Source organism: Micromonospora sp. NPDC049529, assembly GCF_055586685.1.
Map to the genome: position 1 here is coordinate 171,256 of NZ_JBVJHT010000014.1, position 13,495 is coordinate 184,750.

General features: G+C 71.6%; 10 protein-coding genes and 2 pseudogenes. 6 read left to right on the plus strand and 6 right to left on the minus strand.

Annotated elements, in window-relative coordinates; translation table 11 throughout:
- Positions 1-10: 10 nt before the first annotated feature.
- From ACZ6QQ_RS24960 to ACZ6QQ_RS24975, 4 genes and pseudogenes are all read right to left on the minus strand, one after another.
- Complete coding sequence (locus ACZ6QQ_RS24960; protein ID WP_465879479.1) at positions 11-1,183, minus strand: hypothetical protein; 1,173 nt, start codon at positions 1,181-1,183, stop codon at positions 11-13.
- Positions 1,180-2,055 carry an HAD family hydrolase gene (locus ACZ6QQ_RS24965; RefSeq protein WP_465879481.1) on the minus strand — a complete coding sequence of 292 codons (876 nt, stop codon included), beginning with the start codon at positions 2,053-2,055 and terminating at the stop codon, positions 1,180-1,182. Before ACZ6QQ_RS24965 ends, ACZ6QQ_RS24960 begins: the two co-directional genes overlap by 4 nt.
- A 424-nt stretch (positions 2,056-2,479) precedes the next feature.
- A pseudogene (locus ACZ6QQ_RS24970) lies at positions 2,480-3,358 on the minus strand (DUF5667 domain-containing protein); the annotation flags it as partial.
- A 258-nt stretch (positions 3,359-3,616) separates the two neighbouring features.
- Positions 3,617-4,603 carry an ECF subfamily RNA polymerase sigma factor, BldN family gene (locus tag ACZ6QQ_RS24975; RefSeq protein WP_465879482.1) on the minus strand — a complete coding sequence of 329 codons (987 nt, stop codon included), beginning with the start codon at positions 4,601-4,603 and terminating at the stop codon, positions 3,617-3,619.
- 592 nt (positions 4,604-5,195) lie between these two features.
- Here ACZ6QQ_RS24975 and ACZ6QQ_RS24980 point away from each other — a divergent pair.
- Both ACZ6QQ_RS24980 and ACZ6QQ_RS24985 read left to right on the plus strand, forming a co-directional pair.
- Positions 5,196-5,447, plus strand: a complete 252-nt coding sequence (locus ACZ6QQ_RS24980) for a glutaredoxin family protein (RefSeq protein ID WP_465879485.1) — start codon at positions 5,196-5,198, stop codon at positions 5,445-5,447.
- A 175-nt stretch (positions 5,448-5,622) separates the two neighbouring features.
- On the plus strand, positions 5,623-6,264 hold the full coding sequence (locus ACZ6QQ_RS24985) for an HAD family hydrolase (protein WP_465879486.1): 642 nt from the start codon (positions 5,623-5,625) through the stop codon (positions 6,262-6,264).
- A gap of 52 nt (positions 6,265-6,316) precedes the next feature.
- On the opposite strand, the gene ACZ6QQ_RS24990 is transcribed toward ACZ6QQ_RS24985, so the two are convergent.
- Both ACZ6QQ_RS24990 and ACZ6QQ_RS24995 read right to left on the minus strand, forming a co-directional pair.
- Positions 6,317-6,979, minus strand: coding sequence for a response regulator transcription factor (locus tag ACZ6QQ_RS24990; RefSeq protein WP_465879575.1), 663 nt, complete (start codon positions 6,977-6,979; stop codon positions 6,317-6,319).
- Between the two features lie 101 nt (positions 6,980-7,080).
- The gene (locus tag ACZ6QQ_RS24995) at positions 7,081-8,373 is read right to left on the minus strand and encodes a sensor histidine kinase (RefSeq protein WP_465879488.1); all 1,293 of its coding nucleotides are present in this window, start codon (positions 8,371-8,373) and stop codon (positions 7,081-7,083) included.
- Positions 8,374-8,740: 367 nt separating this feature from the next.
- Between ACZ6QQ_RS24995 and ACZ6QQ_RS25000 the strand changes: the two are divergent.
- The 4 genes and pseudogenes from ACZ6QQ_RS25000 to ACZ6QQ_RS25015 all read left to right on the plus strand — a co-directional run.
- Positions 8,741-9,496 (plus strand): annotated as a pseudogene (locus ACZ6QQ_RS25000) (redox-sensing transcriptional repressor Rex); the annotation flags it as partial.
- Between the two features lie 74 nt (positions 9,497-9,570).
- Positions 9,571-10,920 (plus strand): glutamyl-tRNA reductase, encoded by a 1,350-nt coding sequence (locus ACZ6QQ_RS25005; protein WP_465879489.1) that lies wholly within the window; start codon positions 9,571-9,573, stop codon positions 10,918-10,920.
- Positions 10,917-11,882: a hydroxymethylbilane synthase gene (gene hemC, locus ACZ6QQ_RS25010; protein WP_465879491.1), complete on the plus strand. Its 966-nt coding sequence runs from the start codon at positions 10,917-10,919 to the stop codon at positions 11,880-11,882. The genes ACZ6QQ_RS25005 and hemC overlap by 4 nt, the downstream gene beginning before the upstream one ends.
- A complete protein-coding gene (locus ACZ6QQ_RS25015) occupies positions 11,879-13,459 on the plus strand; it encodes a bifunctional uroporphyrinogen-III C-methyltransferase/uroporphyrinogen-III synthase (RefSeq protein ID WP_465879492.1) in 1,581 nt (526 codons plus the stop codon). The genes hemC and ACZ6QQ_RS25015 overlap by 4 nt, the downstream gene beginning before the upstream one ends.
- The last annotated feature ends 36 nt before the right edge of the window (positions 13,460-13,495 follow it).

The following is a 13,495-nucleotide window of genomic DNA, read 5'->3' on the forward strand; positions in this document are numbered from 1 at the left end:
GCGTCAGGGTCTACGTCAGGGCGCGCAGGTCCAGACTGTGCCAGGCGGTGACGTCACTGCCCCCAGTCGACCACCAGAGGATGCCGTCCCGGCAGAGCACCAGGCCACTGCCGTCGGTCACCACCACGGTTCGCTGTTCCCGGGCGTCGTACAGCAGCAACTGCTGGCTGTCGGTCGCGGTCCGGCCGGCATCGGCGAGGGAGAGCACCTCGAACCGGTCGAGCACCGCGACGTCGATGACGGCGGCGGTCGCCACCCCGCCGGCCACCCGCTGCCGGGACGTACCGTCGGGGCGCATCAGCTCGATCCGCCCCGGCCCGTCGGCCGCCAGCACCAGCACCCGGCACCAGGCCGGGCTACAGGTGACCAGCTCGGAACCGGTGGCGTCGACCTCGATCACCTTGCGCTGCTCCAGGTCGCGCAGCTGCACCGGGCCGCTCGTCCCGGTGCCGGCGCTGACCAGCCACGGATAGGCGGAGACGGCCCAGGCGCCCGGCTCGGTACGCACCGACACCTCCCCGCCGGTGAGCGCCACCGAACGGATCTCGGTCGCCGTCTCGTCGCCGGGTGCGACCGAGGCCCAGTAGAGCCGACCGGCGTTGACCACCATGTCGTACTGGGAGTTGAAGAAGACCATGTCACCGCCGTCCGAGGTGAGCCGTCGGGCCGGCGTGCCGGAGGTCAGGTTCGCCGCCCACAGCTCGGTACGCCCGTGACCGCCCGCCCCGGCGATCGACTCGGCCCAGGCGAACTCGTCGCCGTCGCGGGCGAACCCGGCGTACTGCGCTCCGTCCGCGATCGGCAGTCGGCGCAGCTCGCGGATCGCGCCGTCGGCGGAGCGCAGCACCAGCCGCAGGTGGGTTCCGTCCGGGCTGGGCGCGGTGCCGACCGAGGTGCGCGGGTCGAGGAAGAGAACCGGGCTGTACGCCGGCCCGTCCGCCAGCGCGGCCGGAATCTCCACCGGTCGGGCGTCCGGCCACACCTGGGCGATCGTCTGCACCTGCGCACCGGGCACCGGGTCGGGGTCGGCGGTGGGCAGGGCGAGCAGCACGCCGCTCGCGGCCAGTGCCGCCACCAGCCCGACCGAGCCGGCCAGCCGGTGACGCTTCGGGTGTGGCGCCGGCCCCCCGGCCGGCTCGGTGGCCGTACGGGTGGCCGGCTCGGTGCTCGGCGGCGCGGTCACTGGCCCTGCCGGCGTCGACGCATCGCGAGCCCGGCGGTCACCGCGCCGGCCAGCAGCCCGGCGGCGACCGTCGACGGTACGGCGATCCGGGCCGCCTTGCGGCCGGTACGGAAGTCGCGCACCTCCCAGCCCCGCATCCGGGAGGCCCGGCGGAGGTTGTTGTCCGGGTTGATCGCCACCGCCCGCCCGACGGCGCAGAGCATCGGCAGGTCGTTCGAGGAGTCGCTGTACGCCACACAGCGGGACAGGTCCAGCTGCTCCACCGCGGCCAGCTGGCACACCGCGTCCGCCTTCGCGGGACCGTGCATCAGGTCCCCGACCAGCCGACCGGTGTACGCCCCGTGGTGGATCTCGGCCACCGTACCGATCGCACCGGTCAGGCCGAGCCGGGCCGCGATCACCCGGCCGATCTCGACCGGTGCCGCGCTGACCAGCCACACCCGCTGGCCGGCGTCGAGGTGCAACTGGGCCAGGGCGCGGGTGCCGGCCCAGATCCGGGGTGCCATCAACTCGTCGAAGATCTCCTCGGTGAGCCGTTCGACGTCCTCGACCCGCCACCCCTCCACGAAGGCGAGCGCGGCCTCCTTGGCGTGGGACATGTCTCCGGCGTGCTCCGTGGCGAGCAGCCGGAACCGCAACTGGTGCCAGGCGAACCGGGCCAGGTCGGTGGTGGTGAAGTAGTTGCGCGCGGCCAGTCCACGGGCGAACCAGTAGATGGAGGCGCCCTGCATCATCGTGTTGTCGACGTCGAAGAAGGCGGCGGCGCGCTGGTCCGGGGGAGCCGTGGGGGCCGCCTCCAGTTCCGTCGCGGCCCAGCCGGCGGTGTGACCGTGTGCGTCCGTACTGACGGTCACCTTTCGGGTCCGGGCCACGCGGACCTCCCTCCGCTCGTTGGATGCGTCGGTGCCTGCAGCGAGCCTAGTCGGGTCCGTCACACCGCAGCACGGTCCCGCCGTGGACCCGCCCCGACGATTCCACCGGGTAGTCGAACGATCGCGACTGGTGTACGCCGTGCTGTCGGCGTACAGGCCGTGGGGTCCGGACCAAAGGCCCGGACCCCACGGTTGCTCGACGTGCTCGTTGGTGCACCCGTCAGTTGGCGGGCCGGCCGTCGACCGGCGTGGTGCTGTCAGCCATCGGCTTCTTGACGTTCGACCCGTTCTCCAGCGGGCGGTCCGGGGTCCCGGTCGGGGTCACCTCGGGTTCCTCCGTCGCCTCCGGTCGGGGCGCGCTCGTGGTCCGCGGGGTGCTCGGGCGGCTCTCCTGCGGGGAACCGTGCGGTAGCCCGACGGCACCCCGGCTGGTGCCGCAGGCGCGGGGCAACGGGCCGAGGTGGTCGATCCGGCTGGCCGGTTCGGCGCCGCACTGCAACGCGGCACGCAGCAGGTCGGCGCGCTTGCCGATCGAGTCGAGCAGGTCGAGCGAGTCCCCGACGCGCTGGCTCTCGGCGGCGGTCGCCCCGCCCAGCAGCCCGGTGATCTGCCGGCGCTGGCCGCTCAGGAACTTGCCGATCGCGTCCAGCGCGGCAACGTCACGGCGCTGCGCGGCGGAGGTGTTCAGGAGCTTGATGCCCTGGCGGGTGTCGTCGTCCATGTCGTCGAGGACGGCCACGAAGCCGACCGGGTCGCCCTGGACCGCGACCGCCTCGGCGAGTCGGGTCTGGGCGAAGTCGAGGAAGAGCTGACCCCGGCTCAGGTCCGAACTGGCCAGTGCGAGCTGGGCCCGTTCGGTGGACCGCTTGACCGCGTACAGGGCGTCGCCGGGTAGCGCGTTCTCGCTGGCCGCCGACATGCCGGAGACCGCGATCGCGCCGACGGCCACGCCGACGATGATCGAGCCGCGTACCCGGGCGCGGGTACGTTGGCCGTTGCGCGCGGGACGGCGTACGACTGCGCCGGCACGCTTGCCGACACTGCGCTCCGGGGCTGCCGCCGCCTCGATCGCCGCCTGTTCGGCAGCGGCCACGAGCATCAGCCGTAACCCGCTGCGGAACTCGGGATCGACCTCGACATCGACGGACTGCCGGGTGCCGCGCATTCGCTGTCCGACCGTCACCAGTTCGGTAAGGTCGTCGTCGGCGCGGGAACGGATGTGGTGTCGACGGCCGCCGTTGGCTTCGTCGAGAAGTTGCGCGAAGCGCTCGGCGCGCCAGCGGCAGAATAGGTTGAGATTCACCGCGGGCACCTCCCTTCGCTGGTCACGGCCATACGGGCGGCATCGTCGCCGACCGCGCGACGGCGGCTGGAAAAATCCGGGCCGCGTGGCCGTGGCCGAATCAGTCGACCGGACCGACGGGCCGGCGGTCTGCCTGGGCAACCGCCCGTCGCATCGGGACAAACGGCCGGTAAGCCCACCCGGTTACGGGCCGTTCGGCCGCAGTATCACGATGAGTGATGGGTGTTGCCGGGCCTGAGTATCCGGGATTTGCCGGACTCACGGCTGGAACCCGTCCGGGAGCAGCCGGGCCAGGGCCCGTACGGCGCGGTATTGCAGGGCCTTGATCGCGCCCTCGTTCTTGCCCATCGTCTGTGCGGTTTCCGCGACGGAGAAGCCCTGCAGGAACCGGAGCACGATGCATTCCTGCTGCTCGGGGTTGAGCTGTTTGACCGCGCCGAGCAGTGCCATGTTGGTGATGTGTTCGACCACTGCGGACTCGGGACTTCCTTCCGGACCCCGGTCCTCACGATCCGCATCTAACACATCACCCGTAGTAACTTCGAGTCGGTACCGACCTGACTTGAAGTGGTCGGCGACCAGGTTCCGGGCGATCGTCACCAGCCAGGCGCCGAGGTCGCGCCCCTGCCAGGTGAAGCTGCCGATCCGCTTCAGTGCGCGCAGGAAGGTGTCCGAGGTCAGGTCCTCGGCGAGTTGCCGGTTGCCGACCCGGAAGTAGACGAACCGGAAGACGGTGTCCACGTACCGGTCGTAGATCAGGCCGAACGCCTCGGACTCGCCCTGCTGGGCCCGCTCGATCAGCTTCCACACCTCGGTCGCGGGGTCCGACGGGTCCGGGCGGTCCGGGTAGCCGGTCGGCGGCGGCTCCGCCGGTCCCGGGGCCGGTTCGACACCGGGTACGACCGGCAGGATGGCGGTCTCGGTCTCCGGCGCGTCCGGCCGGGGGCTGGTCTGTCCGGGGCCGGGTTGGGCCGGCATCGTCGGTCGGGTCGGGCTGGTCACCCGACCACTGATCGGCCGGGCGTTGTTGCCCGGTGGAGTGTGTCGGGACGGCGTCTCGTTCGGATGTGGTCGGTTCCGGGTCCGTTTCGGACTGCCCTCGCCGCGTACGGCCAGGCTCAGCATGTCGTCCATGGGCATCCGCAGCATGGACGCCCGCAGCATGTTCAGCCCCTGGTTCAGGGCGGCGCGGGCGGACTGGACCTCGTGGTGACGTGTGGAGTCCGCGTATCCGTAAGTGCTCACAGGCCCTCCCCGAGCCGGTACGCCAGCGGGACCGGTCGCCGCGATGTCGCGGCGACGATGCCGCGATCGAGGCCTGGACCGGCACGATCCACCGGACCGGGGGCGGTTAGCCCCGGTTGGCGGCACGCATCCATGAGGTGCGGGTGCAGTGCGGTTACGGGCACGGCGGCCTCCTCGGGCTGAGGGGTGTCGACTCACAGCAAAAGGGGTGAGCCGACCCGAGTGATGATAGGGCCAACGTCACCCACGCGTGGCGAGTCCGTTACACAGAGCCAAAGTATTTCCCAGATTTGCCGTTCTGGACCGGACCAAATGTGCGTTGTCGGATCCCAGACAGTGGAGTGAACACACCCGTGAGCTGCGAAGATGCCGCGACACGCCGAGAAACGGCACGGCTTGGCGTGCCGCCGGCATGAGTGCTAGCGGTGATCGCCGGTCCCGTTCGTGATATTTCCATGCGGGCACCCGGTCTCGTGGACGGTACCGTGACGCACCGGCGAAGTCGAGGGGCAGCTGTGCGTCGATGCGCGGCACCGGTCGGGACGGGTCTGTGCCAGACTTCTGCGATCTGTGCCGGACCTGGGAGAACGCCATGGCGAGCGAGCCGCGACTGACTCTGATCACCCGACCCGGGTGTCATCTGTGCGAGGTGGCCAGGGAGGCCATCGAGCGGGTGGTGGCCACCACCGGCGACCGTTGGGTCGAGGTCGACATCACCGACGACCTGGAACTCGAACGCGAGTACGGCGACCGCGTCCCGGTGATCCTCCTCGACGGCAAGGAACACGGCTACTGGCGAGTCGAGGAACCCCGCCTCCACCAAGCCCTGACCCAAACCCCCTAACCCACCCCCGCGGCGTCCCACCCCCGCGGCGTCCCACCCCCGCGGCGTCCCACCCCCGCGGCGTCCCACCCCCGGTGGCGTCGTCGATCTAGGGCGAATGCGGGTTAGTTGATCTCTGATCACCACCATTTGCCCTAGATCAACGGAAGTCGGGGTGGCGGGGTAGGGTGCTGGGGTGGGTACGGGGCGGCATTTGGTGTGGGACTGGAACGGGACCCTGCTCAACGATCTCGGGCTGGTCGTGGCGTCGACGAACGTGGTGTTCGCGAGCGTGGGTGGGCCCGTGGTGACGGCCGAGGAGCACCGGTTCAGGTTCCGGCGACCGATTTCCGAGTACTACGCCGACGTGCTGGGTCGGGCGGTGGACGCCGACGCGTTCGGCTCGCTCGACAAGATCTTCCACGACGCGTACCGCACCGGGTTGACCACGTGTGAGCTGGCGGAGGACGCCACCACCGCGATGCGCTCCTGGACCGGAACCCAGTCGCTGCTGTCCATGTGGTTCCACGAGGAGCTGGTTCCGGCCGTCGAGACGTACGGCCTGACCGGGATGTTCAGCCGGGTCGACGGTCTGCGGGGCACCGTCGGGGGTGACCACAAGGCCGCTCATCTGGCCCGTCACCTGGCCGAGATCGGCATCGACGGCTCGTCGGTGGTGCTCATCGGCGACTCCATCGACGACGCCGACGCGGCGGAATCGGTCGGCGCCACCTGTGTCCTCTACACCGGCGGCTTCACCGACCCCGACCGCCTCCGCGCCTCCGGTCGCCCGGTGGCCGACACCCTCACCGAAGCGGTGCGGCTGGCCGCCGGCTGACCCTTCCCGTCCCCGCGGGTAGGTCAGCCCTATCCCCGCAGGTAGGTCAGCCCTATCCCCGCAGGTAGGTCAGTACGGCCAGGACGCGGCGGTGCTGTTCCTCGTCCGGGGGGAGGCGGAGCTTGGTGAAGATGTTGCGGACGTGCTTCTCGACGGCTCCGTCGCTGACCACCAGGGCGCGGGCGATGGCCGTGTTGGAGCGTCCCTCGGCCATCAGGCTCAGTACCTCACGCTCGCGCGGGGTCAGTTCGCGCAGCGGGTCGTCGCGGCGGCGCCGGACCAGCAGTTGGCCTACCACCTCGGGGTCGAGCACGGTGCCGCCGCCGGCCACCCGGCGGAGCGCGTCGAGGAACTCGTCGATCGCGGCGACCCGGTCCTTGAGCAGGTAGCCGATCCCGCCGCCGGCGCCGGGTCCGGGGTTGACCGTGGCGAGCAGGTCGTCGGCGTACGAGACCTCGACGTACTGGGAGAGGACCAGGATCGGGGCCCGGGGGACGAGCCGACGGGCTTCGACCGCCGCCCGGAGTCCCTCGTCGGTGTGGCTCGGTGGCATCCGTACGTCGACGATCGAGACGTCGGGCAGGTGTGCGACCACCGCCTCGACCAGGGCGGTGCCGTCCCCGACCGCGGCGACCACCTCGTGGCCGTGCTCGGTCAGCAGCCGGGCCAGCCCCTCGCGGAGCAGGAACGCGTCGTCGGCGATCACTACACGCATGGCTCGGTTGTCTACCACGTTCTCGTCCACCCCGCTGGCGGCGGCGCTGATCGCGGGGTCGGTTTCCGTCACCGGGTCGGTCTGCGTCATCTGCTCGGGCCTCAGCACGGAAGCTCGGCGCGGATCTCGGTCGGGCCGCCGGTGGGGCTGATCACGGTCAGGGTGCCGCCGGTGGCGCGTACGCGGTCGGCGATGCCGGCCAGGCCGTGCCCCTTGGAGAGGTGCGCCCCGCCCTCGCCGTCGTCGATCACGGCGATGTGCAGTTGCCGGTCGGCGCGGGTGACGGTGAGCCAGCACTCGCTGGCCCGGCTGTGCTTGGCGACGTTGGTCAGGGCTTCGGCCACCACGAAGTAGGCGGCGTTCTCGACCGCCGGGTCGAGCCGGCCGGTGGGCGTACCGAGTTGCGGGTCGACGGTGAGTTCGACCGGGATCAGTCCCCGGCCGGCGAGCGCGGCCAGCGCGCTGGGCAGGCCCCGGTCGACCAGGATCGGCGGCGCGATGCCCCGGGAGAGGGCCCGCAGTTCGGCGAGGGTGTCCCGGGTCTGGGTCAGCGCCTCGTCAAGGGTGCGCCGGGCGGCGTCCGGGTCGGTGGCGAGCTGGTGCTGGGCGCGGCTGATGTCCATGGCGAGCCGGACCAGGCGTTGCTGGGGGCCGTCGTGGATGTCGCGTTCGAGCCGGCGCAGGGCGCTGGCCTCGGCGGAGACGGCGGCGCGTTTCTGTTCCTCCAGCACCGTGATCCGGTTGCGCATCTCGGCGACGCCGGTGAGCAGGGCCCGGCCGAAGCTGGCCTGGAGCAGTGCGCAGCCGCGTACCACGATCGGGAGGGTGATCAGGAGGAAGATGCCGAAGGCGCTGTTCAGGCCGATCCGGGCGCCGGCCGAGTCACCGAGTCCGAGCAGCACGTTCAGGCCTTCGTTCCCGTCGCCCTGGGGCAGGGTCCAGTCGTACGCCCAGTAGAGCGACCCGCCGATGGCCCCGGCCCACCAGGCGACGGTGACGACGAAGGTGGCCCCGGCGACGATCAGTTTGACGACTCCGTGCGCCAGGTCGAGCCAGGACTGGCCGTCGGCGATCGGTACGAAGATCCGCCGCCAGGCGTTGGCCTCGGGCTCGGCGGCCCGGTACTGCGGCCGGATCCGGGGCTGGTGCAGTACGGAGGGCAGGCGTCGCCGTTCGATGTCGGCCCAGCCGCGGGCGGCGTAGAGCGTGCCGGCGAGGATCGGCAGTCCGATCACGGTCACCATCAGGCCGATGCCGAGCGCCAAGCCGATGATCAATACGACGAAACTGGCCAGCGCGAGTGGGAACCCGAGCAGCACGTACGCCGAATCGACGCCGAGTTGGCGAAGAATCGTCGACGGAGCCGGTCCGGCGTTGGCGGTGACGGTGGTCATGTCCTCCACGCTAGGCAACCGGACGACCGGTCCATATCCCGTCGGCCTGCCTATTTCCGGTAGGGCTGGCCTCACCTGGGCGGTCCACGCGTACCCACGTTAGCCTGTCGAGTTGGCAACAATAGTCGGAATTGAGCAATAATCGACACGGCGGCTGCATCCCGCCCTCAAGCCGATCTTGTGAATGGAGTTCCTGGTGAAGCCGTGTCGCGGGGCTTCAAGATCGCGATTTGTGCACGTCTTCACAAGCGCCTACTCTGTTACTCCGACGAGCCCTGCTAGCACAGCCGGTCACAGCGGTCGCAAGCGGGAGCCCTGTAATGGCCCGCCACTCCGGCTGGTCGAGGATCGCACCGCACGGAGTCACATGAGTCAGCACCGCCCCGCAGGCGCGTCCGGGCGCGCCGGTGCCGTTCCGGCGCTTCCGGATCTTCCTGAGGCGACGGTCGCCCGGCTCCCCGAATACCTGCGTGCCCTGCACAACCTCGCCGAGGCCGGCGACGACACGGTCTCCAGCGAGGGGCTGGCCGCCGCGGCCGGGGTCAACTCGGCCAAGCTGCGCAAGGATCTCTCACACCTCGGCTCGTACGGCACCCGGGGGGTCGGTTACGACGTCGCCCTCCTGATCGACCAGATCGAGTACGTCCTCGGCCTCACCCAACGCCGCGCGGTCGCGCTGGTCGGCGTGGGTAATCTCGGTCACGCGCTGGCCGGGTACGCGGGCTTCGCCAGCCGTGGGTTCCGGATCGCCGCCCTGTTCGACGCCGACCCGGCCCGGGTGGGCGAGGAGATCAACGGGCTGACCGTCCGGCACATCGACGACCTGCCGGCGACCGCGGCCGAAGAGGCGATCGCGATCGGTGTGATCGCCACCCCCGCCTCCGCCGCGCAACGGGTCGCCGACCTGCTGGTGGCCGCCGGCGTGACCAGCATCCTCAACTTCGCGCCCTGCGTGCTCGGGGTGCCCGAGGGGGTGGACGTGCGCAAGGTCGACCTCGCGATCGAGTTGCAGATCCTCTCCTTCCACGAACACCGCAAGGCATCGCTGACCGCACTACCCGGTGGACGGGCCGAGGCCGATCCGGACCTCGCCGCCACCGGCACCGAGGACGTCAGCGGCACCGGCGCGGGTACCGGCACCAAGGAACCCGCCCCGCCGGGCCGTACCCGCTCGACCCGTACGGAGGTGGTCGGCTCGTGAACCTGCTCGTCGTCGGCGCGTCCTACCGCACCGCCCCGGTCGCCACCCTGGAGCGGCTCTCGGTATCCACGGCCGACCTGCCCCGGATCCTCGACCGCCTGCTCGCCCAGCCCTACGTCGGTGAGGCGGTGGTGGTCTCGACCTGCAACCGGGTCGAGGTCTACGCCGCCGTCTCCGGCTTCCACGGTGGGCTCGGTGACATCTGCGCGCTGCTCGCCGCCGAGGCGGGTTGCCCGACCGCCGACCTGGCCAACCACCTCTACGTGCACTACGACGAGGCTGCGGTCGAGCACGTGTTCCGGGTCGCCACCGGGCTGGACTCGATGGTCGTCGGCGAGGCGCAGATCCTGGGCCAACTCCGGGACGCCTACCACGCGGCGACCGAGGCCGACGCGACCGGCCGGCAGCTGCACGAGTTGATGCAGCAGGCGCTCCGGGTCGGCAAGCGGGCCCACGCCGAGACCGGCATCGACCAGGCGGGCCAGAGTGTGGTCAGCGCCGGGCTGGAGATCGCCGCCAACCGGCTCGGCGGATCCCTGTCCGACCGACCGGCGCTGGTGATCGGCGCGGGTGCGATGGGCGCGCTGGCCGTGGCGACGTTGACCCGGCTCGGGCTCGGCTCGATCGCGGTCACCAACCGGGGTGCGGACCGGGCGTCGCGCCTGGCCGAGGCGTACGGCGCCACCGCCGTGCCCTTCGACGATCTTACCGTAGCGCTGTCCACTGTGGACATCGTAGTCACCGCCACGGCGGCGATCGAGCCGGTGCTCACCCGGGACACGGTGGCCGCCGCCCTGGCCCGGCGAGCCGCGAACGGGTCCGCCACCCCGCTGGTCCTGCTCGACCTCGCCGTACCCCGCGACGTCGACGCGGCCGTCGCCGAGCTGCCCGGCGTACTCGTGGTCGACATCGAGCGGCTCGCCGCCGACCTCGCCGACGGACCCGTCGCCACCGACGCCGCCGCGGTCGCCGACATCGTCACCAGCGAGGTGGCCGCCTTCCTCACCTGGCTGCGCGGCGCCGACGTGGTGCCGACCGTGGCCGCCCTGCGCGCCCGCGCCGACGAGGTCGTCACCGCCGAGCTGCGTCGGCTCGCCCAGCGCCGGCCCGATCTCACCGACGACCAGCGGGCCGACGTGGCGCACACCGTGCACCGGGTGGTGCAGCGACTGCTGCACCAGCCGACCGTACGGGTCCGCCAGCTCGCCGCCGAGCCCGGCGGCGACCAGTACACCGCCCTGCTGCGTGAACTCTTCGACCTGGAAGTGCCGAGCACCTCGCAGGTCGACACCGTCCCCGACATCGCCCCCCGGATGTCGCCACCCGCCTCCGGAGCTGACCGATGACCGCACTACGCCTGGGAACCCGGGCCAGTGCCCTGGCCCTGGCCCAGTCCGGCCAGATCGCCGCGGCGGTCCGGGCCGCCACCGGCCGCGAGGTCGAACTGGTCGAGGTGGTCACCGCCGGCGACCGGTCCACCGCCCCGGTACAACGGCTCGGCGTCGGGGTCTTCGTCTCGGCACTGCGCGACGCGCTCCTCGCCCACGAGATCGACTTCGCCGTGCACTCGTACAAGGACCTGCCCACCGCGCCCGCCGACGGCCTGCACATCGCGGCCGTACCCGAGCGCGAGGACCCGCGCGACGCGCTCGTCGCCCGCGACGGTCGCACCCTGGCCGAGTTGGCCCCCGGCTCGACCATCGGCACCGGTGCGCTGCGCCGGATCGCCCAACTGCACGCGCTCGGCCTCCAGTTCGAGGTCGTGCCCATCCGCGGCAACGTCGACACCCGCGTCCAGCGCGTGCTCGGCCCGAACGCGGACCTTGACGCGGTGGTACTCGCCCGCGCCGGACTGACCCGGCTCGGTCGTACCGCCGAGATCACCGAGACGCTCGATCCGATGTTGATGTTGCCCGCACCCGCTCAGGGTGCCCTCGCGGTCGAATGCCGGATCGACGATCCGGACCTGATCGAGCTGCTCGCCGTACTCGACCACGCACCGACCCGAGCCGCGATCACTGCGGAACGGTCGTTGCTGGCCACCCTGGAGGCCGGCTGTAGCGCACCGGTCGCCGCATTCGCGGAACTCGCCGAGGGCGACGACGGCGATGAGATCTACCTGCGCGGGGCGGTGATCAGTCCGGACGGGGCCCATGACCTCCGGCTGTCCCGCACCGGTACGCCCGCCGACGCCGAGGGGATCGGTAAGGCGCTCGCCGCCGAACTCCTCGACCGCGGCGCCGACTCGATCCTCGGTACGCCTTCGCACCCCGGCGCGAGGACCCAGCATTTTGGAGCACAGCCATGATCCGCACCCGTAAGCCCGCAGGCCACATCGCGTTCGTCGGGGCCGGCCCCGGCGACCCAGGCCTGCTGACCCGCCGGGCGCATGACGCGCTGGTCGAGGCGGACCAGGTCATCTTCGACCGGGGTGTCCCCGAGTCGCTGCTCGATGTCCTGCGCGCCGAGGCCAAGGAGGACGCCCAGTTCAGCCCGGCCGAGGGCGCCCCCGGCGACGTCGCCAAGGTACTGATCTCCGCGGCCCGGTCCGGGCTGTCGGCGGTGCACCTGGTAGCCGGTGACCCGTTCGGCCACGACTCGGTGGTCAAGGAGGTGCAGGCGGTCGTCCGCACCGCGGTGCACTTCGAGGTGGTGCCGGGCATCGGCCAGGCCGAGGGCGTGGCCAGCTACGCCGGGGTCCCGCTGCCGGGCGTACGCACCGCCGCCGACGTCGACGACGTCACCGCGCTGGACTTCGAGGCGCTCGCCGCCGCCGTCAACCGGGGTTCGCTCGCGCTCGCCGTGGACGCTGGTGACCTCGCCGCCGTCCGCGACGGCCTGCTCGCGGTCGGCGTCGACGGCGCCACCCCGGTCGGCGTGACCGGCGACGGCACCGGCGAGACGCAGTACACCACCACCTCGACCGTGGACAGCTTCGTCGCCGCCGCGCTCGGCTTCACCGGCCGTGTCGTACTCACCCTGGGTGTGGGCGTCAGCCAGCGGGACAAGCTGAGCTGGTGGGAGAACCGCCCGCTGTACGGCTGGAAGGTGCTCGTCCCGCGTACCAAGGAGCAGGCCGGCGTGATGAGCGCCCGGCTGCGCGCGTACGGGGCGATCCCGTGCGAGGTGCCGACGATCGCGGTCGAGCCGCCCCGTACCCCGGCCCAGATGGAGCGGGCGGTCAAGGGTCTGGTCGACGGCAGGTACGCCTGGGTGATCTTCACCTCGGTCAACGCCGTACGCGCGGTCTGGGAGAAGTTCGCCGAGCACGGCCTGGACGCCCGCCACTTCGGCGGTGTCAAGATCGCCTGTATCGGCGAGGCGACCGCCGACGCCGTCCGCGCCTTCGGCATCCAGCCCGAGCTGGTCCCGGCCGGGGACCAGTCATCGGAGGGGCTGCTGGCCGAGTTCTCCCCGCACGACGAGATCCTCGACCCGGTCGGCCGGGTGCTGCTGCCGCGCGCCGACATCGCGACCGAGACCCTCGCCGCCGGGCTGACCGAGCGGGGCTGGGAGGTCGACGACGTGACCGCCTACCGGACCGTCCGGGCGGCCCCGCCGCCGGCCGAGATCCGCGACGCGATCAAGTCCGGCGGATTCGACGCCGTCCTCTTCACGTCCTCATCGACAGTGCGCAATCTGGTGGGTATCGCGGGCAAGCCGCACCCTCGTACGGTGGTGGCAGTGATCGGGCCGAAGACGGCCGAGACGGCGACGGAGTTCGGCCTGCGGGTCGACGCCCAGCCGAGCAACGCCTCGGTGCCCGACCTCGTCGAGGCACTCGCCTCGTACGCCGTCGAACTGCGCGAGAAGCTGGCGGCGATGCCGGCGAAGCAGCGCCGTGGCTCGAAGGTGCAGGGGCCGACCGCGCTGCGGTTCCGCTGACCGACCGAGGAACGGTCGGTGCGACCAGGCGGGTCG

What these genes read in the sequence shown, in the direction of transcription:
- ACZ6QQ_RS24980 (WP_465879485.1), top strand. Translation starts at nt 5,196, where the DNA reads ATGGCGAGCGAGCCGCGACTGACTCTGATCACCCGACCCGGGTGTCAT.
- ACZ6QQ_RS24990 (WP_465879575.1), bottom strand. Translation starts at nt 6,979, where the DNA reads ATGCGTGTAGTGATCGCCGACGACGCGTTCCTGCTCCGCGAGGGGCTG.
- ACZ6QQ_RS24995 (WP_465879488.1), bottom strand. Translation starts at nt 8,373, where the DNA reads ATGACCACCGTCACCGCCAACGCCGGACCGGCTCCGTCGACGATTCTT.
- hemC (WP_465879491.1), top strand. Translation starts at nt 10,917, where the DNA reads ATGACCGCACTACGCCTGGGAACCCGGGCCAGTGCCCTGGCCCTGGCC.
- ACZ6QQ_RS25015 (WP_465879492.1), top strand. Translation starts at nt 11,879, where the DNA reads ATGATCCGCACCCGTAAGCCCGCAGGCCACATCGCGTTCGTCGGGGCC.